General features: G+C 63.0%; 27 protein-coding genes, 1 tRNA gene and 1 riboswitch. Of the genes, 5 read left to right on the forward strand and 23 right to left on the reverse strand.

Features of this window, described 5'->3' with window-relative positions; translation table 11 throughout:
- Nucleotides 1-260 precede the first annotated feature (260 nt).
- Genes OO730_RS03195 through OO730_RS03205 form a run of 3 tightly spaced genes read right to left on the reverse strand, consistent with a single transcriptional unit; the run spans nucleotide 261 to nucleotide 2,840 of the window.
- Nucleotides 261-809: a hypothetical protein gene (locus OO730_RS03195; protein WP_264983136.1), complete on the reverse strand. Its 549-nt coding sequence runs from the start codon at nucleotides 807-809 to the stop codon at nucleotides 261-263.
- A gap of 21 nt (nucleotides 810-830) precedes the next feature.
- Nucleotides 831-2,174, reverse strand: coding sequence for a GGDEF domain-containing response regulator (locus OO730_RS03200; protein ID WP_264983137.1), 1,344 nt, complete (start codon nucleotides 2,172-2,174; stop codon nucleotides 831-833).
- Nucleotides 2,175-2,183: 9 nt separating this feature from the next.
- Nucleotides 2,184-2,840, reverse strand: a complete 657-nt coding sequence (locus OO730_RS03205) for a 2-phosphosulfolactate phosphatase (protein WP_264983138.1) — start codon at nucleotides 2,838-2,840, stop codon at nucleotides 2,184-2,186.
- Between the two features lie 250 nt (nucleotides 2,841-3,090).
- Here OO730_RS03205 and OO730_RS03210 point away from each other — a divergent pair, with 250 nt between their 5' ends.
- Entirely contained in the window at nucleotides 3,091-4,041 is a 951-nt protein-coding gene (locus OO730_RS03210; protein ID WP_264983140.1) for a UDP-glucuronic acid decarboxylase family protein, read from the forward strand.
- Between the two features lie 44 nt (nucleotides 4,042-4,085).
- Here the strand turns inward: OO730_RS03210 and OO730_RS03215 are convergent, their stop codons facing one another.
- Complete coding sequence (locus OO730_RS03215; protein ID WP_264983141.1) at nucleotides 4,086-5,222, reverse strand: glycosyltransferase family 4 protein; 1,137 nt, start codon at nucleotides 5,220-5,222, stop codon at nucleotides 4,086-4,088.
- Nucleotides 5,223-5,322: 100 nt separating this feature from the next.
- Here OO730_RS03215 and OO730_RS03220 point away from each other — a divergent pair, with 100 nt between their 5' ends.
- Nucleotides 5,323-5,919 carry a phosphatase PAP2 family protein gene (locus OO730_RS03220; RefSeq protein WP_264983142.1) on the forward strand — a complete coding sequence of 199 codons (597 nt, stop codon included), beginning with the start codon at nucleotides 5,323-5,325 and terminating at the stop codon, nucleotides 5,917-5,919.
- On the opposite strand, the gene OO730_RS03225 is transcribed toward OO730_RS03220, so the two are convergent.
- The 3 genes from OO730_RS03225 to OO730_RS03235 form a co-directional block, all read right to left on the reverse strand.
- Entirely contained in the window at nucleotides 5,916-6,632 is a 717-nt protein-coding gene (locus OO730_RS03225) for a TVP38/TMEM64 family protein (RefSeq protein ID WP_264983143.1), read from the reverse strand. The two genes, OO730_RS03220 and OO730_RS03225, sit on opposite strands and share 4 nt — an antisense overlap.
- Nucleotides 6,616-6,771 (reverse strand): hypothetical protein, encoded by a 156-nt coding sequence (locus tag OO730_RS03230; protein WP_264983144.1) that lies wholly within the window; start codon nucleotides 6,769-6,771, stop codon nucleotides 6,616-6,618. Before OO730_RS03230 ends, OO730_RS03225 begins: the two co-directional genes overlap by 17 nt.
- Before the next feature lie 110 nt (nucleotides 6,772-6,881).
- Nucleotides 6,882-7,604 carry a glycosyltransferase family 2 protein gene (locus tag OO730_RS03235; protein ID WP_264983145.1) on the reverse strand — a complete coding sequence of 241 codons (723 nt, stop codon included), beginning with the start codon at nucleotides 7,602-7,604 and terminating at the stop codon, nucleotides 6,882-6,884.
- 162 nt (nucleotides 7,605-7,766) lie between these two features.
- Here OO730_RS03235 and OO730_RS03240 point away from each other — a divergent pair.
- Nucleotides 7,767-7,843: transfer RNA gene (locus OO730_RS03240), tRNA-Met, on the forward strand.
- A 76-nt stretch (nucleotides 7,844-7,919) separates the two neighbouring features.
- Here OO730_RS03240 and OO730_RS03245 read toward each other — a convergent pair.
- The 5 genes from OO730_RS03245 to OO730_RS03265 all read right to left on the reverse strand — a co-directional run bounded on the left by OO730_RS03245 (nucleotide 7,920) and on the right by OO730_RS03265 (nucleotide 13,659).
- Nucleotides 7,920-9,020: an ABC transporter permease gene (locus OO730_RS03245; RefSeq protein WP_264983146.1), complete on the reverse strand. Its 1,101-nt coding sequence runs from the start codon at nucleotides 9,018-9,020 to the stop codon at nucleotides 7,920-7,922.
- Nucleotides 9,021-9,025: 5 nt separating this feature from the next.
- Nucleotides 9,026-10,165 carry an ABC transporter permease gene (locus OO730_RS03250; RefSeq protein WP_264983148.1) on the reverse strand — a complete coding sequence of 380 codons (1,140 nt, stop codon included), beginning with the start codon at nucleotides 10,163-10,165 and terminating at the stop codon, nucleotides 9,026-9,028.
- Entirely contained in the window at nucleotides 10,162-11,925 is a 1,764-nt protein-coding gene (locus OO730_RS03255) for an ATP-binding cassette domain-containing protein (protein ID WP_264983149.1), read from the reverse strand. Before OO730_RS03255 ends, OO730_RS03250 begins: the two co-directional genes overlap by 4 nt.
- Nucleotides 11,926-11,931: 6 nt before the next feature.
- Entirely contained in the window at nucleotides 11,932-12,915 is a 984-nt protein-coding gene (hlyD, locus tag OO730_RS03260) for a secretion protein HlyD (RefSeq protein WP_264983150.1), read from the reverse strand.
- Between the two features lie 150 nt (nucleotides 12,916-13,065).
- Nucleotides 13,066-13,659: a hypothetical protein gene (locus tag OO730_RS03265; RefSeq protein WP_264983151.1), complete on the reverse strand. Its 594-nt coding sequence runs from the start codon at nucleotides 13,657-13,659 to the stop codon at nucleotides 13,066-13,068.
- A gap of 204 nt (nucleotides 13,660-13,863) precedes the next feature.
- On the opposite strand from OO730_RS03265, the gene OO730_RS03270 reads away from it, so the two are divergent.
- A complete protein-coding gene (locus OO730_RS03270) occupies nucleotides 13,864-14,931 on the forward strand; it encodes a class I SAM-dependent methyltransferase (protein WP_264983152.1) in 1,068 nt (355 codons plus the stop codon).
- Between the two features lie 488 nt (nucleotides 14,932-15,419).
- Here OO730_RS03270 and thiC read toward each other — a convergent pair whose 3' ends face one another.
- Genes thiC through thiS form a run of 6 tightly spaced genes read right to left on the reverse strand, consistent with a single transcriptional unit; the run spans nucleotide 15,420 to nucleotide 20,132 of the window.
- Nucleotides 15,420-16,727 carry a phosphomethylpyrimidine synthase ThiC gene (thiC, locus tag OO730_RS03275; protein ID WP_264983153.1) on the reverse strand — a complete coding sequence of 436 codons (1,308 nt, stop codon included), beginning with the start codon at nucleotides 16,725-16,727 and terminating at the stop codon, nucleotides 15,420-15,422.
- Between the two features lie 2 nt (nucleotides 16,728-16,729).
- A complete protein-coding gene (gene thiE / locus OO730_RS03280) occupies nucleotides 16,730-17,383 on the reverse strand; it encodes a thiamine phosphate synthase (RefSeq protein WP_264983154.1) in 654 nt (217 codons plus the stop codon).
- The gene (gene thiF / locus OO730_RS03285; protein ID WP_264983155.1) at nucleotides 17,383-18,015 is read right to left on the reverse strand and encodes a sulfur carrier protein ThiS adenylyltransferase ThiF; all 633 of its coding nucleotides are present in this window, start codon (nucleotides 18,013-18,015) and stop codon (nucleotides 17,383-17,385) included. Before thiF ends, thiE begins: the two co-directional genes overlap by 1 nt.
- Nucleotides 18,012-19,145, reverse strand: coding sequence for a 2-iminoacetate synthase ThiH (thiH, locus tag OO730_RS03290; RefSeq protein ID WP_264983156.1), 1,134 nt, complete (start codon nucleotides 19,143-19,145; stop codon nucleotides 18,012-18,014). Before thiH ends, thiF begins: the two co-directional genes overlap by 4 nt.
- Before the next feature lies 1 nt (nucleotide 19,146).
- Nucleotides 19,147-19,923 (reverse strand): thiazole synthase, encoded by a 777-nt coding sequence (locus OO730_RS03295; RefSeq protein ID WP_264983157.1) that lies wholly within the window; start codon nucleotides 19,921-19,923, stop codon nucleotides 19,147-19,149.
- A gap of 8 nt (nucleotides 19,924-19,931) precedes the next feature.
- Nucleotides 19,932-20,132, reverse strand: coding sequence for a sulfur carrier protein ThiS (gene thiS, locus OO730_RS03300; RefSeq protein WP_264983158.1), 201 nt, complete (start codon nucleotides 20,130-20,132; stop codon nucleotides 19,932-19,934).
- A 65-nt stretch (nucleotides 20,133-20,197) separates the two neighbouring features.
- Nucleotides 20,198-20,304, reverse strand: a riboswitch (TPP riboswitch).
- 112 nt (nucleotides 20,305-20,416) lie between these two features.
- On the opposite strand from thiS, the gene OO730_RS03305 reads away from it, so the two are divergent.
- Nucleotides 20,417-20,857, forward strand: a complete 441-nt coding sequence (locus OO730_RS03305) for a hypothetical protein (RefSeq protein WP_264983159.1) — start codon at nucleotides 20,417-20,419, stop codon at nucleotides 20,855-20,857.
- A 67-nt stretch (nucleotides 20,858-20,924) separates the two neighbouring features.
- On the opposite strand, the gene OO730_RS03310 is transcribed toward OO730_RS03305, so the two are convergent.
- The 5 genes from OO730_RS03310 to galU all read right to left on the reverse strand — a co-directional run bounded on the left by OO730_RS03310 (nucleotide 20,925) and on the right by galU (nucleotide 26,973).
- Complete coding sequence (locus OO730_RS03310) at nucleotides 20,925-22,418, reverse strand: SH3 domain-containing protein (RefSeq protein ID WP_264983160.1); 1,494 nt, start codon at nucleotides 22,416-22,418, stop codon at nucleotides 20,925-20,927.
- Nucleotides 22,419-22,427: 9 nt separating this feature from the next.
- Nucleotides 22,428-22,934 (reverse strand): OmpH family outer membrane protein, encoded by a 507-nt coding sequence (locus OO730_RS03315; RefSeq protein WP_264983161.1) that lies wholly within the window; start codon nucleotides 22,932-22,934, stop codon nucleotides 22,428-22,430.
- A 74-nt stretch (nucleotides 22,935-23,008) separates the two neighbouring features.
- Entirely contained in the window at nucleotides 23,009-25,369 is a 2,361-nt protein-coding gene (priA, locus tag OO730_RS03320) for a replication restart helicase PriA (protein WP_264983162.1), read from the reverse strand.
- Between the two features lie 9 nt (nucleotides 25,370-25,378).
- Nucleotides 25,379-26,113, reverse strand: a complete 735-nt coding sequence (locus tag OO730_RS03325) for a hypothetical protein (protein ID WP_264983163.1) — start codon at nucleotides 26,111-26,113, stop codon at nucleotides 25,379-25,381.
- Nucleotides 26,101-26,973 (reverse strand): UTP--glucose-1-phosphate uridylyltransferase GalU, encoded by an 873-nt coding sequence (galU, locus tag OO730_RS03330; protein ID WP_264983164.1) that lies wholly within the window; start codon nucleotides 26,971-26,973, stop codon nucleotides 26,101-26,103. Before galU ends, OO730_RS03325 begins: the two co-directional genes overlap by 13 nt.
- Between the last annotated feature and the right edge of the window lie 16 nt (nucleotides 26,974-26,989).

Here is a 26,989-nt window from a genome sequence, read left to right on the forward strand (position 1 = left end):
AAATAAAGGGTAAGTCAAGCACCTTGCTCTTTTTTTCGCTAAGTACCTACCTCATAAGTATGTAATTTTCTTGACTCTGACACCCTCTATAGAATGTCGCGATAAATGCGGCAAAGCTAATTGTTGCGAGCTGAATTTCCGACTGTCGCGTAAGGAAAACGAGGCGAAAGGCCTCACCGCAGTCGTGCCCAAAAAAAGCAGGAAGAGACGAATAAGGAATTGAGCGGCGTGATTGGGCGGAAGGGAAAGGGAGCTCCTTTCTACCGGGGGACAAAAACAATGTTGTAGCACGCCCTGGGGCGTGTGGTGGGCGGGATGCGGTACACTCCAGGCTCGGCATCCAGGGTGTACATGGTCATGCGCAACCCATGCTCTCCATTGTGGATGTCGTACTGAGGAGCCTTCTCGATCAGTTTCCACTCGGGGAGCGATTGCATAATCTGAGTGTAACCGCCGTCCACGGTATAATGAAAAAAGAAATACACCCTGGCCGGGGCAAACATCTCAAACTCCACCGCAGTTCCGGCAGGAGGCCTGTGAATTCCCTGAAACAAAAGGCCACCCAACATCTCCTCGGGGATGACGTCGTATGTATAGCACCGGTCCAGATGCTGATAGACGCCCACCTCCATTACATCGAAGCTATATTTGTGACCTGGGTGGATATGAACTTTTACCAACTTCTCAGCATCGCGGACGGCATCCGCATCCGGCAGCCGATCGCAATCCTCATGAAATAAAAAAAACACCGCACCGCCGACGAGAACGACGGCAATCATCAGAATGACCATGCATCGTTTGAATTTCATGAGACGGAACCGGGCATGAAGCTATTCGGCCTGCCTGGCGACGCCGCAGTCGGCGAAGGTGCCGAACTGGGCCTTGCAGGTGTTCTTGGCCCCGTACATGGCGGCGTCGGCACGGCTGATGAGCGTGACCGGGTCCTTGCCGTCGTCCGGGTAAAGGCTGATGCCGATGGTGGCGCTGACCGTGACGGCGTCGCCGTGGATGCTGAAGGGCTCCTGCATGACCTGCAGGAGGCTCTGGGTCACGGAGATGGCGCCGTCACTCTCGTTGAGGCCCGTCAGCAGCAGGCCGAACTCGTCGCCGCCGATGCGGGCCAGGGTGTCGGATTCGCGGGTACGCGCCTGCAGCCGTTCAGCGACCTCGCGGAGCAGGATGTCGCCGGCCTGATGGCCGTAGGTGTCGTTGACCTGCTTGAATTCATTGAGATCGATGAACAGCACGGCCAGGGTCTCGTCATACCGCTTGGCAACGGCCAGGGCGTGCTCGAGGCGGTCGAAAAACCGATGCCGGTTGGCGATGCCGGTCAGACTGTCCACCATGGCCAGCCGTTTGAGTTCCAGCTCGATGTTCTTGCGTTCGGTGATGTCTTCCAGGACGCCCTCGATGAAACAGGACCCGTTGGGCTCGGTTACGACCCGGGTATTGGCCGAGCACCAGATGACCTCACCGTCACGACGCCTGGCGTGAAATTCGAATTTGAGGACCTCGCCGTCGCGCTTGAAGATTTCCTCGTAGGCCTGGCGCTCTTCGTTGTCGGCCATTACCGCAGCCCACATGCGGGGCTTGCCCACCAGGTCTTCGGCCGTTTCATAGCCGAGTATCCGCAACATGGCCGGGTTGACCTCCAGGAATTCCCCCTCCATGGTGGACTGGAATATTCCCTCCACGGCGCGCTCGAAGATGGACCGGTACTTCTCCTCGGCCTTGCTCAGGGCCGCCTCGGTGCGCCGGTGCTGCTCGATTTCCTCTTCAAGCAGGACCTTCTGCTCATGCATCTGGAGAAAGGCCTTGACCTTGCTCGTCAGCATATGGACGTCCACCGGGCGGAACAGGTAGTCGATGGCGCCCGTTTCATATCCCTGGCGCACGTTCTCGTCGTCCTGGAAAATAGCGGTGATGAAGATGATGGGGACGTGCCTTCCCCTTTCGATCTCCTTGATCCGGGAGGCGACCTCGTAGCCGTTCATCTCCGGCATCTGGATGTCGAGCAGGATCAGGGCGAAGTGGGTCTCCCCAACCAACCTGATGGCCTCCTGGCCGCTCTCGGCGGTGACGACCTCACAACCCACATCCGAGAGCATGTGTTTCAACAGGGCCAGATTGGTTTTCGAATCATCGACTGCGAGGACTTTCTGCGGATCGGTCATTTCAGTACCCTAGGCACTTTCGCCAAGTTCAACATTGATTCTTTTCAAAACCATACCGCCGGACTCGAGCCGTTCCCCCCTGAGCACGAAGTCGAATCGATCGATGTCCATGCACAACTCATAATCCCGCTCAGGCGCATCGGTCCTCGACTCGTCGAAAAACATCTCGGCGCTGTCCACATTGGCCAGAAACGACCGGAGAGTCTCGAAGCTGTTCGGATACTCTTCCAGCTCATTCTTTATGTACATGGCGCACATCATGTCTTCCTGGGCGCGGATGTCGCCGCCGGTGCCCACTGCCACCAAGGTCACCTGCTCCGGGTCGCGGCTCCGAATGTAGCGCACCACCGCCCCGGCATTGACGAAGGAACCGGTGATCACCTCGTCGGCGTCCGCGCAGGCGAACAACCCCGGGATACCGGCATTGGTCGAATGGACCACCGTCTTTCCGGCCAGGTCCTTGCCTTCCAGCAGGGACGGGGAATTGAAGAGATCGAAATCCTCGAACGGCACGCCCTGCTGCTCTCCGAGGAGCAGACCGCCCCGTTCGGCGGCCAATTGACGCCCCTGGTCAAGGGTCTCGGCGCCGAGGTACTCCCCAACGCCTTGTTCCACGAGGTAGCAACCGACCGAAGCGGAGCGGAAGACGTCGATAACTACCACCAAGCCCTTGGCCCTCCGGGCCCCGGAAAGGCATTCAACAATCGTTGTTATCATCGAAAACACCTATAACTAGTTTGTCTTTATCCGCTTTTCGCACGCAGGCCCACCGGCGTCAACCATTTGAACCCGTTTCCCCTCTCACACAACGGGAAATCACTGTTTCATTCACCGACTGAATACAATAACACATTGTGAAAATTGTTTTTTTTCAATCTTATTGACGCCCCGGCCTTTTTCTTGCAATTAGGCGGACATGAAGAAAAAACGCGTACTCGTCACCGGCGGCTCCGGGTTCCTCGGCTCGCATCTCTGCGAACGGCTCTTGGTCATGGGACACGAAGTCATATGCGTGGACAACTTCTTCACCGGAAGCAAGTCCAACATCGTCCACCTCCTGGAATCCCCGTATTTCGAGATCATCAGGCACGACGTCACCTTCCCCCTCTACGTGGAAGTGGACGAGATATACAACCTGGCCTGCCCGGCCTCCCCCATCCACTACCAGCACGACCCGGTGCAGACCACCAAGACCAGCGTGCACGGGGCCATCAACATGCTCGGCCTGGCCAAACGCGTGAAGGCCAAGATATTCCAGGCCTCCACCAGCGAGGTCTACGGCGACCCGACCGTGCACCCGCAGACCGAAGACTACTGGGGCAACGTCAACCCCAACGGCCTGCGCTCCTGCTATGACGAGGGCAAGCGATGCGCGGAGACGCTCTTCTTCGACTACAACCGGCAGCACGCCCTGCGCATCAAGGTGGGCCGCATCTTCAACACCTACGGCCCGCGCATGGCCATGGACGACGGCCGGGTGGTCTCCAACTTCGTGGTCCAGGCTCTGAGAGGCGAGGACATCACGGTCTACGGCCAGGGCGACCAGACCCGCAGCTTCTGCTATGTGGACGACCTGGTGGAGGGCATCGTCCGCTTCATGGAGCGGACGCCCGACGAATTCACCGGCCCCATGAACCTGGGCAACCCCGACGAATTCACCATCCGCGAGCTTGCCGAGAACGTCATCGAACAAGTGGGCAGCAAGTCCAAGATCGTGTTCAAGCCCCTGCCCTCGGACGACCCCATGCAGCGCCGCCCGGACATTTCCCTGGCCAGGAAGGCCATCGACTGGGAACCGACGATACCGCTCAAGCAGGGATTGGTGAAGACCATCGAGTACTTCGACCAGGTCCTCAAAAGGCAATAAGAAAAGGCCGGAGCATTGGCTCCGGCCTTTTCATTTGCGGCAAATTATTTCTTTTCGGCCAGGGTCTTCTCGACCATCTCCACGAACGGCTCCAAGCCGGAGGGCACGTCCTCGGGCCAGACGAACGGCTCGGGACGGTCCTCCTTGGCCACCTCGCGGACGAGGCGGGCCAGGTTGCGCGTATCCGACGGATCGGGAAACACCCAGCGCTCGGGCAGGAAACGGGCGCTGCCGTTCATGGAGCTGGACAACACCTTGCAGCCGCAGGCCAGGGCCTCGAGCACGGCGTTGGAGCAGGCGTCGTAGAAGGTGGCCAGCACGAAGATGTCCACACCCCGGTAGAAATCGACCATGTTGTCAACCCTGCCCAGGAAGCGGATTCGCTTCTCCACGCCCAGCTCGCGCGCCAGGCGCAGGTACTTGTCCGGGTTGCGGCCCCCGGCCACGCCCAGCACGAAATGCTCGGGCAGCAGGGTCATCATCTCCACCAGATGGCGGATGCCCTTGAGGGCGAAATTCGTGGCCGCCGTGCCGATGACCACCTCGTATTCGGACACGTTGCAGGTGGCCCGCAGCCGGTTGCGCCCCTGTTCGCCGATGGGCGAGAAACGGGACAGGTCCGGCTTGTTGTAGATGACGTCGATGTCCTCTTTCTTCAGGTAGGGGTGGGCCTCCACGATCCAGTCGCGCACCAGGTGGGACACGGCCACCACGCGCGGGGTGCGCCTGAGACGGATGCGGTCGATGACGCGGATGGCCCAGTTGCCCGGCGACAACCTGCGGCGCAGCATCTTGAAGGAACGGGCAAACCCTTCGGGCCAGGCGAGTTGGGACAGGTCCCAGAACTTGGTGATGGGGCCGCCGCCGATGCGCAGGATGTCCTGGTTCAGGGTCTTGCCCATGCCGAACACCAGGTCGTAGTTCCCCTGCCTGCACGCCTTGTCCGCGGCATAGGCGAACCACAGGACCTTGATCAGGCGGAACACGCCGAACCGGCCCAGGACCACGGGATTGACGCCCTCGGGAGCATCGGTCTCGCGCCGGGCGCAGATGAAGTCCACCGCGTAACCGCGCGCGGCCAGGGCCTCGCTCAGACGCCAGGCAAAGGATTCGGCCCCGCCGTAACGGCTGAGCCTCGGCATGGTCACCGCCAGCCGCGCTTTTTTCACATCATTCGTCATAGGGATATTGTCTTGAACCTTTTTTCATCCTTTGACAACCCGCGCGGTTGCCCCACGCGTCAAAGAAGGCTATGAATTCAGAGAACTTCAAGGGAGCACCATGTTTTTCTCCACACCGAATTTCGACCTCATTCTCCTCCGGCTCATCAACCGGCAGTGGCACTCGCCGCTCCTGGACTTCATCATGCCGGTCCTCTCGTCCATGGCCGTGCTCCTGGTGCTCATGGGCGTGGCCGCGACCATATTGGTCCTCAAGGGCGGGAAACGCCAGGCGATCTACTTTCTCGTCCTGTTCGCCGCCATGGGTCTGTGCGACTTCTCCGCCTCGATCATCAAGGGCCAGGTATTCCGCGTCAGGCCGCTCAACGCCATCGCCGAGACCCGGTATGTGGACGACAACGGCCAGTGGCAGCAACGGTCGCCCGCCTTTGTCCGGACCAAGGAGCGCGGCACCTCCTATCCGTCGGCCCACGCGGCCAACACAATGACCCTGGCCGTGCTGGCCATGCTGCTGTGGCCCGCGCTCAAAAAATGGCCGCTCCTGCTGCCCGTTCTGGTCGGCTATTCCCGCGTCTATCTCGGCAAGCACTACCCCACCGACGTCCTGGCGGGCTGGCTCTGGGGCGTCGTCATCGCCGGAAGCGTCTGGCTTGTCTGGCGTGAGCTGGAACGCCGCTTCCCGCCGCAGGACGATTAGTCCTCCGGCTCGGCCAGCGCCCCGGACTGTTTGCGATAACGCCGGTAGACCTGGATTCCCAGCCAGCCCGACACCCCGAACAAGACCACGGACATGCCCACGGACAGGGCCACACCCATGGTGGACTCGCGATTCATGCCTGCGCCGAACAGGGCGAAAATGAAATTCTGCGGAATATAGCCGATGGTCGAACCGAGGAGGAACGGCATCAGCGGGATGGAGCTGACTCCTGCGGCCAGGTTGGTGATCAGGTTGCTGCCCAGCGGGAAAAGCCGGATTGCCAGGGCGGTGTTGAACGGTTCGTGTTTCAGGAACCGGTTCACCCTTTCCAGCCGGTGGCCGAACTTGCGCTCCACCAGCTCGCGCCCGCCCATGCGGGCGTAGACGGCGGCCACACCGCAACCCAGCCCCGATGCCACGGTGGCCAGCAGCGTACCGCTGAACATGCCGAAGGCGAACCCGCCAAGAAAACCGACCAGCTGGCGGGGCAACCCCACCGCCGTAAAGGCCGTGCCCACGGCCAGGAAGATGACCACGGACAATGGGCCGGACCCGAGCACGTGGTCGTTGAACCACTTGGTGTCCTCCAGCATGGAGCCCAGCCCGGCGGCCCGGGCCAGGTACACGGCCAGGCCGAGGCCAAGCAGCATGACCAGCCCCTTTGCCAGGGACTTGACGGATTTCATGGTGGAACCGTTAGTTTTTTCGCTCATCGCTTCGAGTCTGTACCAGATAATAGAGGATCAGCAAGCAGGCCTGGCCGACCACGAACAGCGGGTCGCGCTGGACCACGCCGTACGCCAGTCCCGCCAGGCCGGAAAGGGCCAGCAGGCCGGACGCGGGACGCGACAAGGGTTGTACCCCTTTCCCGAGGCCACGTAAAACACAGAATCGGATGAGGAAAAATCCCTGACCGCCCACGACAAGGACGAGGAGCCACCAATAGGCAGGGAGCCGCATGGCTAGTTCTTCTCTTTCACCGTGTAGCCGATATGGCGCTTGATGAGCCACTTGACGCCGATGAGATCGTAGATTCCGGCCAAGGCACGGTCGATGGTGCCGTACTTGGACACCCCCGCCCCGCGCTCGCGGTGATTGACCTTCACTTCACGGATGCGCGCGCCCTGCATCTTCATGAGGATGGGGAAATAGCGGTGCATGTTCCTGAAGCGCGGCAGCCCCATGAGCATATCCCGGCGCATGACCTTGAGCGAACAGCCGGTGTCGTGCACGCCGTCGTCCACGATGGAGTCCCGGATCTTGTTGGCGATCTTGGAGGAGATGCGCTTGATGAAGGTGTCCCTGCGCTTTTTGCGCCAGCCGATGACCATCTCGCATCCGTCCCCGAAGGCGGCCAGCATGTCGGGAATGTCCGCCGGATCGTTTTGCAGGTCCGCGTCCATGGTGACGACGATATCGGAATCCGCAGCGTCAAACCCGGCGCAGAAGGCGGCGGACTGGCCGCGATTCCCGGCAAAGGCCACGTACCGGACCTCGGGGTGGTCCTCGGCCAGTTTCCTGATGATGGACAGGGAGTCGTCCGTGCTGCAATCGTCCACGAATACGGCCTCCCAGGGACGGCCAGTGGAATCGGCTGCCGCCCGGATCTCCGCGAACAGGGCCGCGAGGTTGTCCTGCTCATTGAAAACGGGCAGGACAACGGAAAACTTTTCTGCGTTGCTCATATGGATGCTGATGTACGGAATTCGAAGCCGGTTGTAAATGTTTGGAAAAACCTTTCCCTGTTTTCGATGATTCCCGCAGGAGGAAAATTTCTTTTTTGGATTTCCCGAACATTTGGTGTTGACAAAATTCCGACAGCCACATAGAACCTGCTTCTCACGTGTCGCGGGGTGGAGCAGTACGGTAGCTCGTCGGGCTCATAACCCGAAGGTCGTAGGTTCAAATCCTGCCCCCGCTACCAAGGAAATCAAGCGGTTACATCTGAATGGATGTGACCGCTTTTTCTTTTGCGCCCGCTGCCCCCCCGGCCTCCCTCCTCATGTCTTGGTCTGCCGCCAGAATACCGTGTGGGCCGTGAACAGGGTCACGGCGGAGATGGCGAACAATGCCAGCAGGTCTGGCGCTATGGCCTGGAAATCATAGCTCTTGAGGAATATCCCCTTGGACATGGCAATGAAGTGGGTCAGCGGGTTGACCGCGCTGACCCAGCGCAGGAACGTGGGCATGTTCTCCACCGGAGCCAGGTAGCCGGACAGGACCACCGAGGGAACCATGTAGCTGAAGACCCCCATGAAGGCCTGCTGCTGGCTGGCGGAAAAGGCGGAGATGAGCAGGCCGATCCCGGACAGGGACAGGGCGTAGGCGAAAGTGGCCAGGAGCAGCATCCAGATCGCCCCGGTGAAAGGAACGCCGTAGACGAAGACCGAGGCCAGGGCGATGATCGCGCTCTGGGTCATGGACACCAGTATGCCGGGGAGGGCCTTGCCGAGCATGATGTAGGCCGGGGTAAGGGGGGTGACGAGCAGTTGGTCGTAGGTCCCCTCCTCCCGTTCGCGGGCCAGGGACATGGCCGTCACCAGCAGGCAGCTGATGGTGGCGATGATGGCCACCAGGCTGGGCAGCACGAACCACTTGTAATGAAGATTCGGATTGAAGACGTTGCGCACGACCACGGTGGCGGGCGGTATCGAGCCGGTCCGTTCCTGCGAGAACGCCGAGGTTATCTGCCGAATGTACGCAAAGGCTATCTGCGCCGCATTGGAACGACGGCCGTCGATCAGCGCCTGCAACATGACCGGCTCGCCGGACAGGACCTTTTTCGTGAAATCGGGCGGCACCCTGATGGCGATCAGCGCCCGCTGCCCGTCGATGACCTGCTGCAGAGCCGCCTCGTCCCGAACATACATGACATCGGAAAACGCCGAGGCCGCGCCGTACCGCTGAATGAGTTCCACGGCCTCGGCGCCCTGGTCCTCGTTCATGATGGCCAGGGTCGCGCCGTGCACCTCAAGCGTGGTGGCGAAGGGAAACACGGCAAGCTGCAGAATCAGCGGCATCATGAGCATCATGACGTTCCGCCGGGATGCCAGGAGCTGTTGCAGTTCCTTGATGATGAGGGCAATTATCCGGTTCCACACGACGTCTACCCGTCCAGCCTGCGGCGCATTTTGATGGCCGTGAGCCCGAGCCAGAAGATGCCCGAGACCACCAGGAAGAGGAGGTTCGGCACCAGGATGGCCGCCACGTCGCCGGCCTGGAACAACGTCTGCAGCGCCTTGACGAAATAGCGGGCCGGGATGAGATAGGTCACGGCCTGGATGACGGCGGGCATGGACGCGATCTCGAAGATCAGCCCGGACAGCAGGACCGCCGGGAGGAAGGCGGCGTTGAGGGCGGCCTGGGCGGCGTTGAACTGGTTGCGCGTCAATGTGGAAAGCAGCAGCCCCAGTCCCAGCGAGCTGCCGAGGAAGAGGCTGGACGCGAGAAACATGGCCGGGATGGACCCGCGAAACGGCACGTCCATGATGAAGATGGCGATCAGCACGCAGATCGTCATGGCCGTCATGGCCAGCACGTAATAGGGAAGGGTCTTGGACAGCAGGAGCTCGGACTTGCGCACCGGGGTCGCCAACAGCGCCTCCATGGTGCCCCGCTCCCACTCACGGGCCACCACAAGGGACGTGAGCAGCGCCCCGATGATGGTCATGACCACGGAGATGGAGCCGGGAATCAGGTAATTGCGGCTGATGGTCGTGGGATTGAACCAGTAGCGCGGCTCCAGGGTGACGGCCTGCGCCACGGACACGCCGTTGGCCTCGGCCCGCGAGGCAAGCCAGCTCTCGTACAGGCCGTAGGCATAGCTCGAAACGAAATTCGCGGTGTTCGGCTCCGACCCGTCGGTGAGCACCTGGATCTGCGCACCGCCCCGGCCCGCCTCCACTTTGGCCGTGAAGTCCGCCGGGATGACGATGACGCCGCGCAGCCTGGCCAGCCTCAGGTCATCCTCGACCTCGGCCAGGGTGTTGGCGAACACCGGACGGATATAGGGCGAACCGGCCGCTGCCGCCGCGAAGCGCACGGCCTCCGCGCCGTGGTCCTCCATGACCACGCCCACGCCCAGCCGGTTGGTATCCAGTGAGATGCCGAAACCGAAAATGAACAGCAGCCCCACGGGCAGGACGATGGCGATGAGCAGGCTGCTCGGGTCGCGCATGATCTGCCGCGCCTCCTTGAGGCACAGGGCGCAGGAACGGCGGAAGGAAAAGCCGGAGCGTCCGCTCATGCCGCCGCCTCCGTCTTGCGCCGGGCCTCGTCGTCACGATGGATCAGCTCGATGAAGGCCTCCTCGAAGGTCGGGTCGGGCGTGTCCGCGTCCGCCGCCTGCTTCTTCAGCTCGTCCGGCGGCCCGGCGGCGATCATGCGCCCGCGATAGATGAGCCCGATGCGGTCGCAATACTCTGCCTCGTCCATGAAATGGGTGGTGACCATCACGGTGACGCCCTTGTCCACCAGGGCGTTGATGTGCATCCAGAACTCCCGCCGGGTCACCGGGTCCACTCCCGAGGTGGGCTCGTCCAGGAACAGCAGCGGCGGCTCGTGCATCAACGCGCAGGCCAGCGCGAGGCGCTGCTTGAACCCGAGCGGCAGCTCTCCCGCCGTGACGCGGGCGTAGCGGCCAAGGTCGAAGCTCTCGGCCATCTGGGCGATCTTTCTGTCCTGCGCCTGCCCCTTCAGCCCGTAGATGCCGGAGAAGAACTTGAGATTCTGCTCAACGCTGAGGTTGGAGTAGAGGGAAAACTTCTGCGCCATGTAGCCGAGTTTCTGACGCGCCCGCCCGGCACTGCGCTTGAGATCGATGCCCATGACGTGGGCATCTCCCGAGGTCGGCCTGAGCAGCCCGCACATCATGCGGAAGGTGGTGGACTTGCCCGCGCCATTGGGACCGAGGAGCCCGAAGATTTCGCCCTCGCGCACGTCGAAGCTCACCTGGTCCGTGGCCGTGAAGTCGCCGAACCTGCGCGTCAGTTCACGGGCGCTGATGACCGCCTTCCTGTCCACGCCCTCGCCGATGCGCACTTCCGGGGTGGTCTCGGCCAGCACGGACCGTCCGTCCGGGCCACCGCCCACGAGATCGATAAAGGCGTCCTCCAGCCGGGGCTCCACAGGCTCCACCGTGGCGTCCGGCTCCTTTGCCAGCAGGGCCCGATCCAGCCGTTCCACGCCTTCCTTGAGCACCAGGCGCACATTGTCCCCCTGGATCACGCCGTCCACCACCTGGGCGCTGCCGAGGGCGCGGCGGAGAAAATGCCGCCGATTGCCGGAAATATCCCGGACATGCACGCACCGCCCCCGCATGCGTTCGATCTGCTCCGCCGGTTCCCCGGAAAAGATCACGTGGCCGTCGCTCATCAGGCACAGCGAGTCGCACCGCTCGGCCTCGTCCAGATAGGCCGTTGCCCAGACCACGGCCATACCGCCCTCGGCCAGACTCTGCACCATGCCCCACAGGTCGCGCCGGGAAATGGGGTCCACTCCCACCCCCGGCTCGTCCAGCAGCAGGAGCTCCGGCTTGCCCACCAGGGTGCAGGCCAGCCCCAGTTTCTGTTTCATGCCGCCGGACAGCTTCCCGGCCAGCCGACCCGTGAACCGGTGCAGGTCCGTGAAATCTAGCAACCGCTCGAACTGGTCCGTGCGCTCCCGGCCGACAACACCGCGCAGGTCCGCATAAAGGACCAGGTTCTCCATGACGGTCAGGTCCTCGTACAGACCGAACTTCTGGGGCATGTAGCCGACTTTCAGGTGCAGGGCGTTGGCGTCGCGAATGGGGGCCAGGCCGACCACCTCCACCTCGCCCATGGTAGGCTTCAACAGACCGGCCATGATCCGCATGAGCGTGGTCTTGCCCGCGCCGTCGGGACCGGCAAGACCGGTGATTATCCCGGCCCGGACGCGAATATCCACGGCATCAAGGGCCCGCTGGTCCGCATTCTGCTCGGGATAGCGGTGCGTCAGCCCCTCGATTCGGACGGCAAGCTCCCCCATGGGTCCCTACCGCTCCTCTCGGGCCAGACGCACCGTGACCGGCATGCCCTGCCGCAGGATTGCGTCCCCTTCCTCCACCGTGATGCGGAGACGATAGACGAGCGCCGTTCGCAGGTCCTGCGTCTCCACCTGCTTGGGCGTGAATTCGGCGCGCGGAGAAACAAAGCCCACGGTGCCCGCATAGGGCTTGTCAGGGCGGGAATCGGTGAAAACGAGGACCTTGGTGCCTGGAGCGACGCGCCCCAGGTCCGGCTCGTTTACGTAGGCGCGCACCCGGACGGGACGGTCCAGCGACAGGGCCACCACGGGCGTTCCCGCCGCGACCATGGTGCCGGGCTCGACCACGCGGGTCAGGACCATGCCGACATCCGGCGACACCAGGGTGGCGTCGCTCAACTGCAGGGCCGCGGTGTCGCGCTGGGCCTCGGCCACCTGCCGCTCGGCCACGGCCTTGGCCACTTCTTCGGTGCGCGCGCCGTTTCTGGCCTCGAAATACGACTGCTGCGCGGCCTGATACTCGGACCGGGCCTGGTCCCAGGCCGCCTTGGCGTTGTCGAACTCCTGCCTGGAAATGGAGTTGGAGGACAACAGGTCGCGCTGCCGATTGAAGGTCGTCTCGGCATTGGCTGCGGCCACGTGCAGGGCCTCCTTCTTGGCCTTGAGCCGGGCGATCTCCTCGCCTCTGGACCCGGCACGCAACAACGCCTCTCCCGCCTCGGCGGCGGCCAGAGCCGCCTCGGCCTGCGCCAACTTGGCGGCCAGGGGCTCGGGATCGACAACGGCGATGACGTCGCCCGGGGCCACCCGATCGCCCTCCTCCACCAATACGTCGGACACGCGGCCGTCGATGCGGAAGGAGAGATTGACCTCACGGATATCGACATTACCGCTCAACACCAGTTCCTGGCCGTTGTGATTGCGGCTGTTCCAATAGTACCACCCGCCAACGGCGACGAACAGGATGAGAATGATGGGTATTGCACGCTTCATGTATCAGGCTCCTTAAGGCAATGCATATACGATAATAGCCCGAAAGTCCTTGTTCAAGAGACAACTTGCATGAAAATCAATTAATTCATCCACCCCAAAAAAAAGGGACGACCGTCAGGCCGTCCCCAATGAAAACCGTAAAACGAGACCCTAGCAGAAATGCGGGGAATCGATGATGTGCTGGATGGCGTCGGCCACCGGATCATGGATGTCGGCCAGGGAGCCGATGACCGGATCGGCGTCGAAACGGAAAACGGACACGCCCGCCAGGGCCACGTCGCCATGGGCGGAAAGCACGTCGTCAAAGGCAAGGGGCTCCCCGACTGAGGGCGCTCCCAGTGAGGAATGATCCTCGGGAAGGGCATCATCCTGCACGTCCTGAACGCCCGGGATGGCGTCAAGCGGCGCGAGCTCCCGGCCGTTTCCCTCCATCTCCTCCTCGGTTCCCGCAGCGGTCTCGATATCCAGGCCCGCGCCGCTGAAGGCGAAGAGATAGACGTCGCCCGGGACGGTCTCACCCCCGTACAACTGGAACTCGGGAAGCGTGCCCTCGTTGGCCATGGTCTGGTAATCCTTGATCACCACGGCGCCGCCGGTCTCGCCGGTCAGGACAAGATCATTGCCGTTACAGGAGAACAGGACTTCGGAAACAAAGAAATTGAATTTGACCGGAACGTCCGAAGAAAAACTGTATTCAACGGTCTCACCAGCCTCCGGAAGGGATACCTGCAGCATTTCCGCCACGACAGCCTCCTGAACACTAAAAAAAGTCTAGAATTTCAGATTGATGCCAATTTCACTTTTTTAATACTAGCACCGTTGGAAAAAGTTGTCAAAATATATTAATATTTCTCAATGTTACCATGTGGAAAACTAAACATTCCCGCGAGTTCCCATCTCGCTGCCGGGCTTGCATCCCCGCCCTTTTTATGCCCATATTCCCGCACCATGACAGCATTCAGCGACAACACCGTGGGGGCCCTGGAATTCACCGTCACCTGGGAAAAGGACGGACTGACCCATGAGGAATGGTATCTCGGCAGAAAGTTCAATCCCGTGAACGACGTATTCCCGCGCGGCATGCGCGAGGCCCTGGAGGGCAAACGGGCCGGGGAATCCGTGACCATGACCTATGAGCCGCGCCTGTGCATTCCCCGCCACAAGGACTCCCTGGTGCAGACTTTCGGTCTGGACCGGCTGCGCAGGAAAACCGTGGACGGACGTCCCGTCATCCCGCTTGAGGGACGGTTCTATCCACAGGGGCACATCAACGGGCTGCTGGACGTCTACCCGGACACCCTGACGCCCTTCCGGCTCATCGAACTGGATGACGACACCTTTACCGCCGACCGCAACCATCCCCTGGCCACCATCCCGGTGACCGTCACGGCCACGGTTCAGCATGTGGAGGAGCGCGACACCGGGACCTACGGCTCCCTGACGCACTGGCGCGAGGCGACCTGCGACTGGGGGCCCGGCATGCAGGCCATGTTCGACGGCGAGCCGACGACCTTTTTCCATTCAAACTTCTTCGACCGGGTGGACAATTCGGACACGGAATTCACCCCGCCCGCCATGGACGAGACGGCCCGCAACAACCTGTCGGCCATCCGGGCCCGGCTCATCGAGCCCGGCATGCGGGTCCTGGACTTCTCGCTGGGCTCCGCGCGCCCCCAGGGCAAATTCGACGCCGCCGTGTGCACCTGCTCCGTGGAGTACATGACCCGCCCGGTGGACATCCTGCGCTACGTGGCGCACTTCCTGGAGCCCGGCGCGCCCGTGGTCGTCGGCTTCACCAACCGCCACGACCCGGACCGGGTCATCCGGGGATGGACCGAGCTGCACGAATTCGAGAGGATGGGTTTGACCCTGGAATACCTGCGCGTGGCCGACCTGTTCGAAAACGCCGGGACCATGTCCATGCGCAACGACTGGCGCAGGGAAAACGATCCCCGCTTCCTGGCGACCAAAGGCGTCAGCGACCCGGTGTACGTCGCCTACGGCCACAAGAGGTAGGATACGCCCGATCATGCTGGGGATGAACGACTCTTTCCACCCCTATGGCCTGCTTGAACCGCGGCCTTCTGCGCGGATCGAAGAAGGAATGCCCTGCGTCCGGGAGCCGACCATTATCCGTGCGTCATCGATGAATTGCCAAAGTTCGATCCATCGACCGTCCAGGGGCCGCCAGATCAGGGGACTTCGGCGCTCTCAGTCTGCGCCGCAGCTCCACGATATCCGGAGCCGTCTCTAAATTCTTCGAGGAATTGAACCAGGTCAACGTCCCTGCGGAGATAACGATAAAACCATGAAGAGTGTCAGAATGGACACGTGGAGTGTGGTACGGGTTATCAATACCACAGCGGATACCTCCTGGTTGAGCCGACGACGACTGTGTCCGATAACACAAACTCAGAATCATTGGCTTATACTTACAACATGGCGGAAGAAAAAACCCCGGGGGATGAATCCCCCGGGGTTCCGGTTTGCAGATGGCCGAAAGCCTAATCGTCCAGCTGGATGTCCTTGCCTTCGAGCACGCGGTTCATATTGCGCACCGCGCACATCTTGCCGCACATGGAGCAGGAATCCTCGTGCTCCGGCTTGGAGGACTCGCGGTACTCGCGCGGCCTGTCCTGGTCCATGGCCAGGTTGAACATGCCCTCCCAGTCCAGGGCGGCGCGGGCCTTGGCCATCTCGTCGTCCCAGTCGCGCGCACCGGGATAGCCGTTGGCGATGTCGGCGGCGTGGGCGGCGATGCGGGTGGCGATGATGCCCTCCTTCATGTCCTCCAGGGTGGGCAGGCGCAGGTGCTCGGCCGGGGTGACGTAGCACAGGAAGTCGGCACCGGACATGGCCGCGATGGCCCCGCCGATGGCCGAGGTGATGTGGTCATAGCCAGGGGCCACGTCCGTGACGATGGGGCCGAGGACGTAGAACGGCGCGCCGTGGCAGAGGCGTTTTTCCATCATCATGTTGCCCGCGATCTCGTTCATGGCCATGTGGCCGGGACCTTCGATCATGACCTGGACGTTGCGCTCCCAGGCGCGCCTGGTCAGCTCGCCCAGGTTGATCAGTTCCTCGACCTGGCTGGCGTCGGTGGCGTCGTGCAGGCAGCCGGGGCGGCAGCCGTCGCCGAGGCTCAGGGTAACGTCGTACTCCTCGCAGATGTCCAGCAACCGGTCGTAGTGCTCGTAGAACGGGTTCTCGGCGTTGTTGATCTCCATCCAGGTGAAGAGCAGGGAGCCGCCCCGGGACACGATGTTGGTCAGCCGCTTGCCCTGCTTGACGATGTCGGCGGTGTGCCTGTTCAGGCCTGCGTGGATGGTCAGGAAGTCCACGCCGTCCTCCACGTGCCGCTGCACCACGTCGAAGAACTCGTCCACGGTGATGTCCTGGAGATTCTTGTCGTAGAAGCCCACTGCGTCGTAGATGGGCACGGTGCCGATCATGGCCGGGGACATCTTGACCAGGGCCTGGCGGAACTCCTGGGTCTTGCCGTAGCAGGACAGGTCCATGATCGCCTCGGCCTTCAGGTCAAGGGCGGCCTGCACCTTTTCCAGTTCCGGCTCGATGGCCGAGCAGTCCTTGGAGATGCCGAGGTTGACGTTGAGCTTGGTGCGCATGCCCTCGCCCACGGCCTCTGCGTCGAGCGAGGTGTGATTCTTGTTGGCCGGGATGATGACGGTCCCCTTGGCCATGCGCTCCATCAAATCCTCGACCCGGATGTTCTCCTTGCGGGCCACGGTTTCCATCTGGGGGGTGACGATACCCTTGCGGGCCGCGTCCATCTGTGTGGTGTACGATGCCATATCTACTCCTTGGCGGCTTCGACGGCTTGCCGAAGCGCGGCTATTTTTCCCTTGATATCCGTTTCACCGACGATCTCCGTGATCAGGGCCACGCAGCGCGCACCCCGACGGAACACCTCGCCGACGTTGTGTTCCTTGATGCCGCCGATGGCCACGAAGGGAATGTCCAGGTTCCCGGCGACATATTCCAAATATTCGAATCCCACGGGGTCCACGACGTCCTCCTTGGTGAACGTCCTGAAGATCGGGCCGACCCCGATGTAGTCCGCCCCGCTCTCCACGGCCTTGAGGGCCTCCTCCGGGGTGTGGGTGGACAGCCCGATGGCCATCTTCTCGCCCACCAGCCTACGGACCTCGGGCACGGGCAGGTCCTCCTGTCCCACATGCACGCCGTCGGCATCCACCAGGATGGCGATGTCGATGTCGTCGTTGACGATGAAGGCCGCCCCCGCCTCGCGGGTCATTTTGCGGATGGCCAGGCACTCCTCGAGCTTGGCCCCGGCCTTCTTCTCCTTTTCCCGATACTGGATCAGCCTGATGCCCGCGTCGAGCATCTCACGGACCACCTCGACGTTGGAGCGGCCCAGGGAGAACTTCTCGCCGGTCAGGCAGTAGATGTCCGTATCCAGGATGTTCCTGCGGGTGATTGCGCCCATCACATTACTCCTTCCCGATAAAGGTATTGCTTGAGGAAATGGTCCAGCACCACGTCCGCCTGCTTGGCGGCGGCAACGCCGACCCGAGGCGACATGGGCGGCGTCGTGCCGCCGCATTCGGTCTTCTCGTCGCCAATGAGGTAGAAATTTTCCCGCACCTTGCGGGTGACCAGGGCGTCGGAATTCCCGACCCCGCCCAGGCCGGATGCGGCCACCACCAGCTTGCCGGTGGGAACCAGGCTCTCGACCAGGACGGCCTTGGCCTCGGGCCGGTCGAACGCTTCCACCACCGCATGGCAGTCCGCGAAAATATCGGCCATGTTCTCCGACGTGGCCGCCACGTCATGCAACACAAGCTCGCAGTCCGGGTTCACGGCCACCAGGTTCTCGGCCAGGGCCCCGACCTTGCGCATGGACACCTGCCCCATGGTGAAGGCCTGGCGGTTGAGATTGGACGGATCGACGTGATCCAGGTCCACCAGCACGAACCGCCGGAACCCTGAGCGAACCAGATGCATGGCGCAGTTGGAGCCCAGTCCGCCGCACCCGGCGATGCCGACCGTGAGCCCCTGCAGGAACCTGAGCCGCTTCTCGCCGAGGTAGACCGCTATGCCGCGTTCGGCGACGTTCACGACGCGCCCCCCGCGTCATCAAAGGGCTGCCAGTCCTTAAACACCGGCTGGAAGCCGCGCGCCCGCAGGGCCGCGCACATTTCGTCCACGCTGCGGTCGTCGCTGATCTCGAACTGGCTGGTGTCCTCGCCGTCCGAAGTGCCGTCCGTATGGCCGCCCACTGCGGTGGACACCCCGGCGGACATCTTGGTCACGCCCAGCGGCAGGATGTTCTCGCGGAATTCGGCGGATTCACGGGTGGAGATGGTGATGCCCACGCGGGGCAGGAACAGCCGCAGGGCCATGAGAAACTGGACCATGTCGCGGTCGCTGACGATGGACGCGGGCTCCCACCCCCCGGCGTGGGGACGCATGCGCGGCAGGGATACGGCGATGTCCGTTGCCGGATACCGGTCCTGCAGATACCGGGCGTGCAGGCCGGTCATCAGGGCGTCCCGGTGCCAGTCGCCCAGCCCGAGCAGCGCGCCGATGTTGACCACGCGCATGCCCGCTTTGCAGCTGCGCTCCGGCGCGTCCAGCCGGAAACGAAAATCGCTCTTGGGGCCCTTGGGATGCAGCGTGGGATACAGCACCTCGTCATAGGTCTCCTGGAACATGGTCATGCCGTCCACGCCCGCCTCGACCAGCCGAACGTACTCTTCCCCGGTCAGGGCGTAGACCTCGATGGACACGGACGGGAAGTGATTCCTGAGAATCCTTGTGCACGCCTCCAGGTAGTCCACCCCGGTCTTGGCCGGGGCGTCGCCGGTCAGGATGAGCAAATGCTTGAGGCCGGTGGCCGCGATGGCCGCGCCCTCGGCATCCACCTCGTCCAGGGTGAGCATGGAGCGGTGTATTTTGTTGGTGGAGTTGAACCCGCAGTACACGCAGTGGTTGGTACAGAAATTCGCCAGATAGAGCGGCGTGAACAGGCTGATGGTCCGGCCGAAGTGCTGGGCCGTGAGCCGGTTCGCCTTCTCCGCCATCTCCTCCAGCAGAGGGGAGGCCGCCGGGCTCATCAGGGCCAGGAAATCGTCGAAGGTCGGCGTGGTCCGCTCGATGGCCCTGCGCACGTCATCTTCCGTGGCCGCCGCGAACCGGCCGGCCAGATCAAGGGTTTCGTACTCCTTGAGCAGTGGATAGAAGCTCATGCTAGACCGCTCCCAGAAATCCCGTCAGGGGGGACGACGCGTCCGCGTGGCGCCTGGTTGCGCCGGGTCCGGCAAGAAAGGCGTCGCGCCCGGCCCTGACCGCCCGGCCGAAGGCCCGGGCCATGCACACCGGGTCGGACGCCGTGGCGATGGCCGTGTTGACCAGCACAGCGTCCGCGCCCATCTCCATGGCCTCGCACGCCTCGGAGGGACGCCCGATGCCCGCGTCAACGATGATGGGCAGGTCGATCTCCTCGATCAGGATGCGGACCATCTCGCGGGTCTTGAGCCCTCGGTTGGTGCCGATGGGCGCGCCCAGCGGCATGACCGCGGCGGCCCCGGCGTCCGCCAGGGAGCGGGCCACGTACAGGTCGGCGTTGACGTACGGCAGGACCATGAATCCTTCCTTGGCCAGGATTTCCGTGGCCCTGACGGTCTCGTAGCCGTCGGGCAGCAGGTACTTGTTGTCCGAGATGACCTCGATCTTGATCCAGTCGCCGCAGCCCATTGCCCGGGCAAGCCGGGCGATGCGAACGGCCTCGTCCGCGTTGCGCGCGCCGGAGGTGTTGGGCAACAGCTGCATGTGCCTGGGGATGCAGTCCATGACGTTGCCCGTGTCGGACTGAAAGTCCACCCTGCGCAGGGCCACGGTGATGACCTCGGAACCGGACGCTTCGGCAACTGCGGGGATAAGGGAATCGTCGCCGTATTTGCCCGTGCCCGTAAACAACCGGCTCGCGAGTTTGCGTCCGCCTATTTCGAAAATGTCGTCGCTCATCTGTTCTCCTAACCTCCGCCCACAAAGCGGAGGACTTCCAAGTGGTCGCCGTCATTCAGCGCGACGGACGCGAAATCCGATCCCGGCACGATATCGCCGTTACGCTCGACCACCACGGTCGCGGGCTCGACGCCCCGTTGCGCGAGCAGGTCGGCAATGGTCGCTCCCGGGCCTGTTTCATATTCCTTTCCGTTGAGCACGACGATCATGCAGTCTCCTTTGGTACAAAAAAAAACGCTCACCCGAACAGGGTAAGCGCGGCGCATGGCGTGACGCCATAACTGACCAGCTTCCCTACGACGGTATTACCCGCATCAGGTTCAAAGGGTCGGGCGACATCGCCCATCTCAGCCTTGAAACAAGGCACCCCTAGCTGCCGGGAACCTATTCCACTTTACAGGACCTGTAAAGATATTTGTAAAACCCTAAAGTCGGGATTCACAGCGGTCGATAAGGAAACCGTGGAAGCATTATCAAACGGGGGAAACGTTCCATGTTCTCGACACTTTTCCAGGCGACCGGATACAAACGTGCGCTCGAACTCTTCGAGCGGGGAAAATTCGACGAAGGCAAGGCGGTCCTGAAAAGCCTCCAGGAGGAATTCGTGGCCGTGTGCGAAGAGAACGAGGTGCTCAAGGCCCAGCTCTCCGAAGTGGCCGACGTCCTCGATCTGGCCGAGAATATCCAGTTCGACGGCCAGAAATACTGGCTCAACGACGACGGGGAGAAAAAGGGCCCCTTCTGCCAGGTCTGTTATGACCGGGACGGACTGCTGGTCCACCTCCACGAGCACGAAAACCACTGGGAATGCCAGTCGTGCAACAGCCTGTACATGATTCCCCGTGAGGGCAAATCCACTCCCAAGCGGAAAGCCCCCCTGCGCACCACGCTGAAGAAGACAATCCCCCTGTTTCTCGAAACCGAAATGGGATGACCAGGAGCCATGACAAAAAAGGCCTCGCCCGGATAACCGGGCGAGGCCTTTTTTCATGTCGTGCCGATTACAGGAACCTGGTACCGAACAGGGTCGCCTTGCGGACCCAGAGTTCCAGCATCTTGGTGTCGTCGAACTTGACCACGCCGTAGGCCAGATCCTCGGTGTCCATGCCCGGCAGATAGATGAGCACGGCCACCTTCTTGGTCACCCGGCGGTTGTCCTTCCACAAGGTGGTGGCGAAATCCTGCATGGCCTGCCGTTCCGGCAGCTTGTCCGTGGCCAGGAAGACCTTGAGGGTAATCCAGACCTCGCCCAGCTGCCGGGTCTCGGATTTCTCGATGACCCTGTACCGGTAGCCGTGGGCCGTCTTGTCGGGCGTGGGATCGGGCCGCTTTTTGCCGCTGAAGGCTTTGCGGTCGATGACCATGGTCTGCTGCCCCGTTTCCGAGGTGGTGATCTTCGGCGCGGACCTGGCGGGCTCGACCGGCTCACCCTTCAATGCGGGAGCCGGTTTCGGCGCGGGAGCAACCGCAACGGGTTCCGGTTCGGCCTCGGGTTCCGGGGCGACAGCCACCGGCTCCGGAGCGGGTTTCGGTTTCCGGGCGGACTCGGGCTCCGCAACGGCCGATTCAGCCGCCTTGTCCACCAACGTCTGCAGGACGTAGCCCATGGGCTGGCTCAGGGCGTGCACCCGTTCCTGCTGGCCGTAGACCTCGTACCAGCCGTGCTTGGGCCGGCCCACCTTGATCCGGTCTCCCGGTTGCAGGGTACGGACCAGGGACGACCCGGAAGTCCGGGCCGCATGCACGTTGATCATCATGTTGACCTGCACCAGCCTGGGCGGAACAAAGGCGGACTCGGCGGGCGGCGGGGCCACGGTCCCGCTGACCTGACCCTCGCCGGAAACGGTTTCCGCATCGTTGGCGGAGGCGGGTTCGCCAGGGGACGAGGCGTCGGCCACCACGGTCTCTTCTTCGGGTTCCGGCGCTGCCGCGCCGAGGTCATCCTTTCCGTTGAATCCGACGCTGGCCATGGTCTTCTCGGTGGCGGATCTGAAATACTTGGCGCTGCTGTAGCCGATGGCGTTCATCTGGGACCGGATGGTGGCCGTGGGCTTGAATACCATGACCCAATCACCCTCCGGGAAATCCACCAGGACATGCTCCCAGCTCTTGAGGGTCATGACCTTCCGGCCCTTGACGTCGGCCCTGGAACGGACATTGAGAGCGCGCGCGGCGTATTTCAACTCGCCCCACTCCTCCGGTTCGTACCGGGTCCGCTCCTTCTTGAGATATTTGACGTTGGCAAAACCCGCCGCCGCAGCCTCGCTGCCGTCCACTGCGTCGGGTTCGTACACGGCCACCCATCCGTCCTTGAGATGGTCGATGCGGACCTTCTGCCCCGGATACATGTTGCCCACCCACTCGGCCTTGGGCGAACGGTCGTCACGCAGGTTCAGGGGCCGGTCGGTATACCGGATTTCGCCGAACGCCGAGGCGGAAGACGCGATCAGCAGCAGGGAGACGACGACAAATGAAACAAACTGGAATTTACGCATCCCCTCTCCCTACAAAGACGAGTTGAGTTGGCTGATGACGCGATCGGTTATGTCCATGGAACCGTGAACGTAGCCGATGATTTCCGGGTCGGTCAGAATCATGGTGAAACCCATTTCCTTGGCAATGGACTGGAGAATGGAGTCGGCCCGCCGCATGACGAACTGGATGAGCCGCCGCTCCTCGCCCTGGATTTCGAGATTGGAATTTTCCACCAGCTTCTCGTAGTCGCGAACCGCCATGCGCAGCTGCTCCTCGGAGGTCTGCTGCTCGGTCACGGACAGGGTGTCCTTCTTGAGCGCATCCTGAAGCCGTTCCACCTGGGCCAGGGCGTCGCGCACCCGCCGATCCTTCTCCTTGCCGAGCCGGGCCAGGTCATCCTGGGCGATGCGTCCGATCTTGGATTCGTTGATGATCCGCTGCGGATTGACGAAACCCACCTTGGACATCTGGGCCATGGCTGTGGCCGCCATCAGCGCGATCAGGAGGGAGAAAGAGAGAATTCTCAAAATTTTCATGCAGATAACTACCTTTTGTTGCAGCAAGGGATGGAGGCAATGTAGCCGAGAAACCGGCCTCTTGTCGAGGGCGATCACAAGGTGGAAAGCGGATCGAGGTCGAGGCTGGTCCGCACCTGGCGCGGATCGGGATTGACCGCCGCCATGCAGGCGAAGACCGCACGCACCTTGCTCCAATCGTCGGACTTGATCAGGCAGTTGAACCGCTTGCGCCCGCGCAGCATGGACAACGGGGCCGGGGCCGGGCCGAGCACGTCCACCCCCTCCTTGCGCCCCTGTTCCCTGAGCGCGTCGCCGAGCAGGGACAGCACGGCCGGGCCGTTCTCGAATTGGGCCGGAAAGCTGATGCGCACCAGCGCCATGCGGGAAAAAGGCGGGTACTTGAACATGGTGCGGCGGGAGATTTCCCGCTGATAGAACCCCGCGTAATCGCCGCCCAGGACCTCGCGCCACAGGGGATGGTCCGGGTTGCGGGTCTGAATGAGGACCCGGCCCGGCACCTGGCCCCGCCCGGCGCGCCCGGCCACCTGGACAAGGAGCTGGAAGGTCCGCTCCGAGGAACGGTAGTCGGGCAGGTTGAGGCCGAGGTCGCCGTCGGCCACCACCACCAGGGTCACGTCGGGAAAGTGGTGCCCCTTGGAGATCATCTGGGTGCCGACGAGCACCTGGGCCTCCTTGCGCCGGAACGCGCCCAAAATCTCCTCAAGCCGTTCCTGGCGGCGCACGGCGTCACGGTCCAGGCGCAAAACTTTCGTGCCCTCGGGCAGCTGCTCCTGAAGGGACTCGGCCAGCCGCTCCGTGCCCTGCCCCATGGGGATGAAATTGGAACCGCCGCACTTGCGGCAGCGCAGGGGGTAGGCATAGGACAGGCCGCAGTAGTGGCAGACCACCCGCTCGCGGCCCTTGTGGTAGGTCATGCCCACCTCGCACTCCGGGCAGCGCACGGTCTCGGTGCAGTCCAGGCAATACATGACCGGGGCGTATCCACGCCGGTTGAGCATGACGATGACCTGCTCCCCGGCCTTGATGGCCGCTTTCACCGCCTCCACGGCGCGGGGCGCCAACGGCTTGTCCGGGTCCTTCATGGCTGCGATGTCCACCAACTCGACCTCGGGCAGGATGGCGTCCCCCACCCGTTCCTTGAGCTCGGAAGTGGCGATGCGCCCGGCGCTGGCCGCATGAAAAGTCTTCACGTCCGGCGTGGCCGATCCGAGCAGAAGCAACCCGCCGGAGCGGTCGGTGCGAAACCAGGCCACCTCCTTGGCGTGGTAGGCCAACCGCTCCTCCTGTTTGTAGGATTCGTCGTGCTCCTCGTCGAGGACCACCAGACCGAGGTCGGGCACGGGCAGGAACAGGGAGGACCGGGTGCCGACCACCAGCACGGGGGTGTCGGCGCGGGCCAGCTCCCGAAACGCCAGCTCGCGCTTCTTGGGGCTCTGGTAGCCGTGATAGAAAATCGTCCGCACCTCGGGAAACCGCCGGGCCACGGTTCGGTACAGCTGGCTGGCCAGGGCCACCTCGGGCGCGAGCAGCATGGCCGACCGGCCCGCGTTCAGGCTCTTGCGGGCCATTTCGAGATAGAGCACGGTCTTGCCGCTGCCCGTGACCCCGTGAACGAGGTGCGCGCCTCCGCCTGACTCCATGGTGGCCGTCATCTCGGCAACCGCCGCCACCTGTTCGTCGGTCAGGGTGATGTCGTCAAGGACCCCTTCGATGTGTCCCCCGCCGTCCACCTCTTCCATCGCGTCGGCGGTCAGTTCCCCCATGTGCACGATGCCTGCGGTTTCGAGCTTGGCGGCCACGCCGTCCACCCAGTCGCCAAGGCCGTACTTCAGGGCGTACAGACTGCGCGGGCCGTTCTCCAACAGGTGCTCCAGCAGGCTGAGCTGGCGCTTGGCATTGGGACGCACGGCCCACGGCGGGTCCGAGACCAGGGAGACGAACCGCTCCTCGGCCTCCTTCCGGGCGCTGACGCGGACGCGCATGCGCCCGGCCTCCCAGAGTTCCATGAGCGCCTGCCGGTCCTTGTCGCCGAACCGGACGATGTCCGACGGGCGCACGGTGGCCGGGAGCCTGCGCGCGGCCATGTGGTTGTCCACCTTGAAGGTCACGGCGGCGGTGCGCAGCCCGCGCGGCAGGGCGATCTCCAGGATGCGGCCCACGCTGACCATCTGGCGGGCGGCCAGGTTCACGACCATATCCACGTACTCCGCGCTCATGAGCGGCGTGCGCTCCAACGGCCAGATCATGGGCTTGATCTCCACGCCCTCGGGCGCTTCATCGGCGGGACCGATGACCACGCCCGCGCGGTGGGAGTTGCCCAGGGGGATGATGACCCGCTGGCCCGGCGCCAGGTCGGGAAAATGGGAAGGCCGCTCGTATGTCCAGGCCGCATAGGGGGGACTGACGAGCGTTACCTGCCAGAGATCGGCCATGGGTCGGGCCTACCTGATCGAGGGGTAGCGAAAGTTGTCGCGCAGGAACGCGAACGGCGCGGGCGGTTCGGCGCAGGGAACGGGCGGGACCGAATCCCGGGCGTACAGCTCCTCGCCGTCCGCCTTCATGACCGACTTCCACTTGACCGACATTTCCAGCGTTTCACCGTCCACGGTGAGCAGGACCTTCTGCGGCACCCGATAGCCGCCCAGGGTCTTGTAATCGGAATAGGCCACGGAGATGCGTTTGCCGTCCACGGCGTAGCGCACCAGGAGCGGGGCCATGTCCTCGTTGTCGAGGTGCACGGCGGGCGTCCTGTCGTCACCGGGCTCCGCCCCGAGCATGATGCAGGGAGCGTCGCCGCAAAAACCGTAGCTGCGGATGGCGCAGTCCACGCCCCAGGACCGCCACGCGGTCAGGGGATCGGGAACCATCCAGACGAAAAGCGGGGACAGGGCGAATCCGTCGGCCGTGCAGGCCGCGATCACGGAACCGGCCTGACCGACTCCGACGGCCGTATCGCCCGCCCGCCACTCCTGCCGCCACTTGCCCCGGGCAAAGTTGACGTTCACCGAAACACCGTAATGGCCCGGGAACGTCACGTCCGCCTCCCAGGAAGCCAGGGGGCCGTAGCTCTTCTGCAACAGGGCGGCCAGTTCCTCGTCGTCCGGCACGAAGGCGGACGCGGGCTGGGCGCAGAAAAGAAGCGCCAGGGCGATAAGGGAAACAGCTAGCTTGAACAAGAGAGCAACTCCTGAAGGCGCTTGACGAGATCGTCGCGCAGCTCCTCGTCGTGGAGGGCGAAATAGATGTTGGCGGTCAGGTACTCCACCCAGTCACCCGCGTCGAAACGCTGGCCGCCGAGCTTCACGGCTAGGAGCTTGTCGCGGTCGGCCAGCCCCTGCAGGGCGTCTGTAAGCTGGATTTCACCGCCCACGCCCGCCTGCTGGCCTTCGAGGATGTCGAAAATCTCGGGCAGCAGCACGTAACGACCGATGATGGCCAGGTTGGACGGGGCCTCTTCCGGCTTGGGCTTCTCCACCAGGCTGGTCACGCGGTAGGTGCCGTCTCCCAGGTCGTCGCCCTTGATCACGCCGTACTTGCTGACTTTCTCGTCAGGCACCTCGATGACGCCCACCACGGCCTTGTCCGTGTCACGGGCTACCCGGAGCAATGCGCCGATACCGGTCTCGATGCCGAACATGAGGTCGTCGCCGAGCATGACCGCAAACGGCTCGTTCTTGCAGACTTCCCGCGCCGTGAGCACGGCGTGGCCGAGGCCGAGCTGTTCCTTCTGGCGGACGCCGATGACGTTGACCAGGGAAGCCACCCGGCGAACCTCGGCCAGCATCTTGGTCTTGCCGGCCCGCTCAAGGAGCTGCTCGAGCAGGAAGTTGCGGTCGAAATGGTCCTCGATGATGGTCTTGTTCTGGTTGGTGACGAAGACCACGTCCGTCAATCCTGCTTCGATGCCCTCCTCCACGATGTACTGGACAATGGGCTTGCGAAAGATGGGCAGCATCTCCTTGGGTACGTTCTTGGTGGCCGGGAGGGAACGGGTTCCCCAACCTGCAACGGGAATGACGGCTTTCTTGACTTCCATTGGTCCTCCGTACTGT

The sequence above is a fragment of the Pseudodesulfovibrio portus genome (assembly GCF_026000375.1).
GTDB classification, from domain to species: domain Bacteria; phylum Desulfobacterota; class Desulfovibrionia; order Desulfovibrionales; family Desulfovibrionaceae; genus Pseudodesulfovibrio; species Pseudodesulfovibrio portus.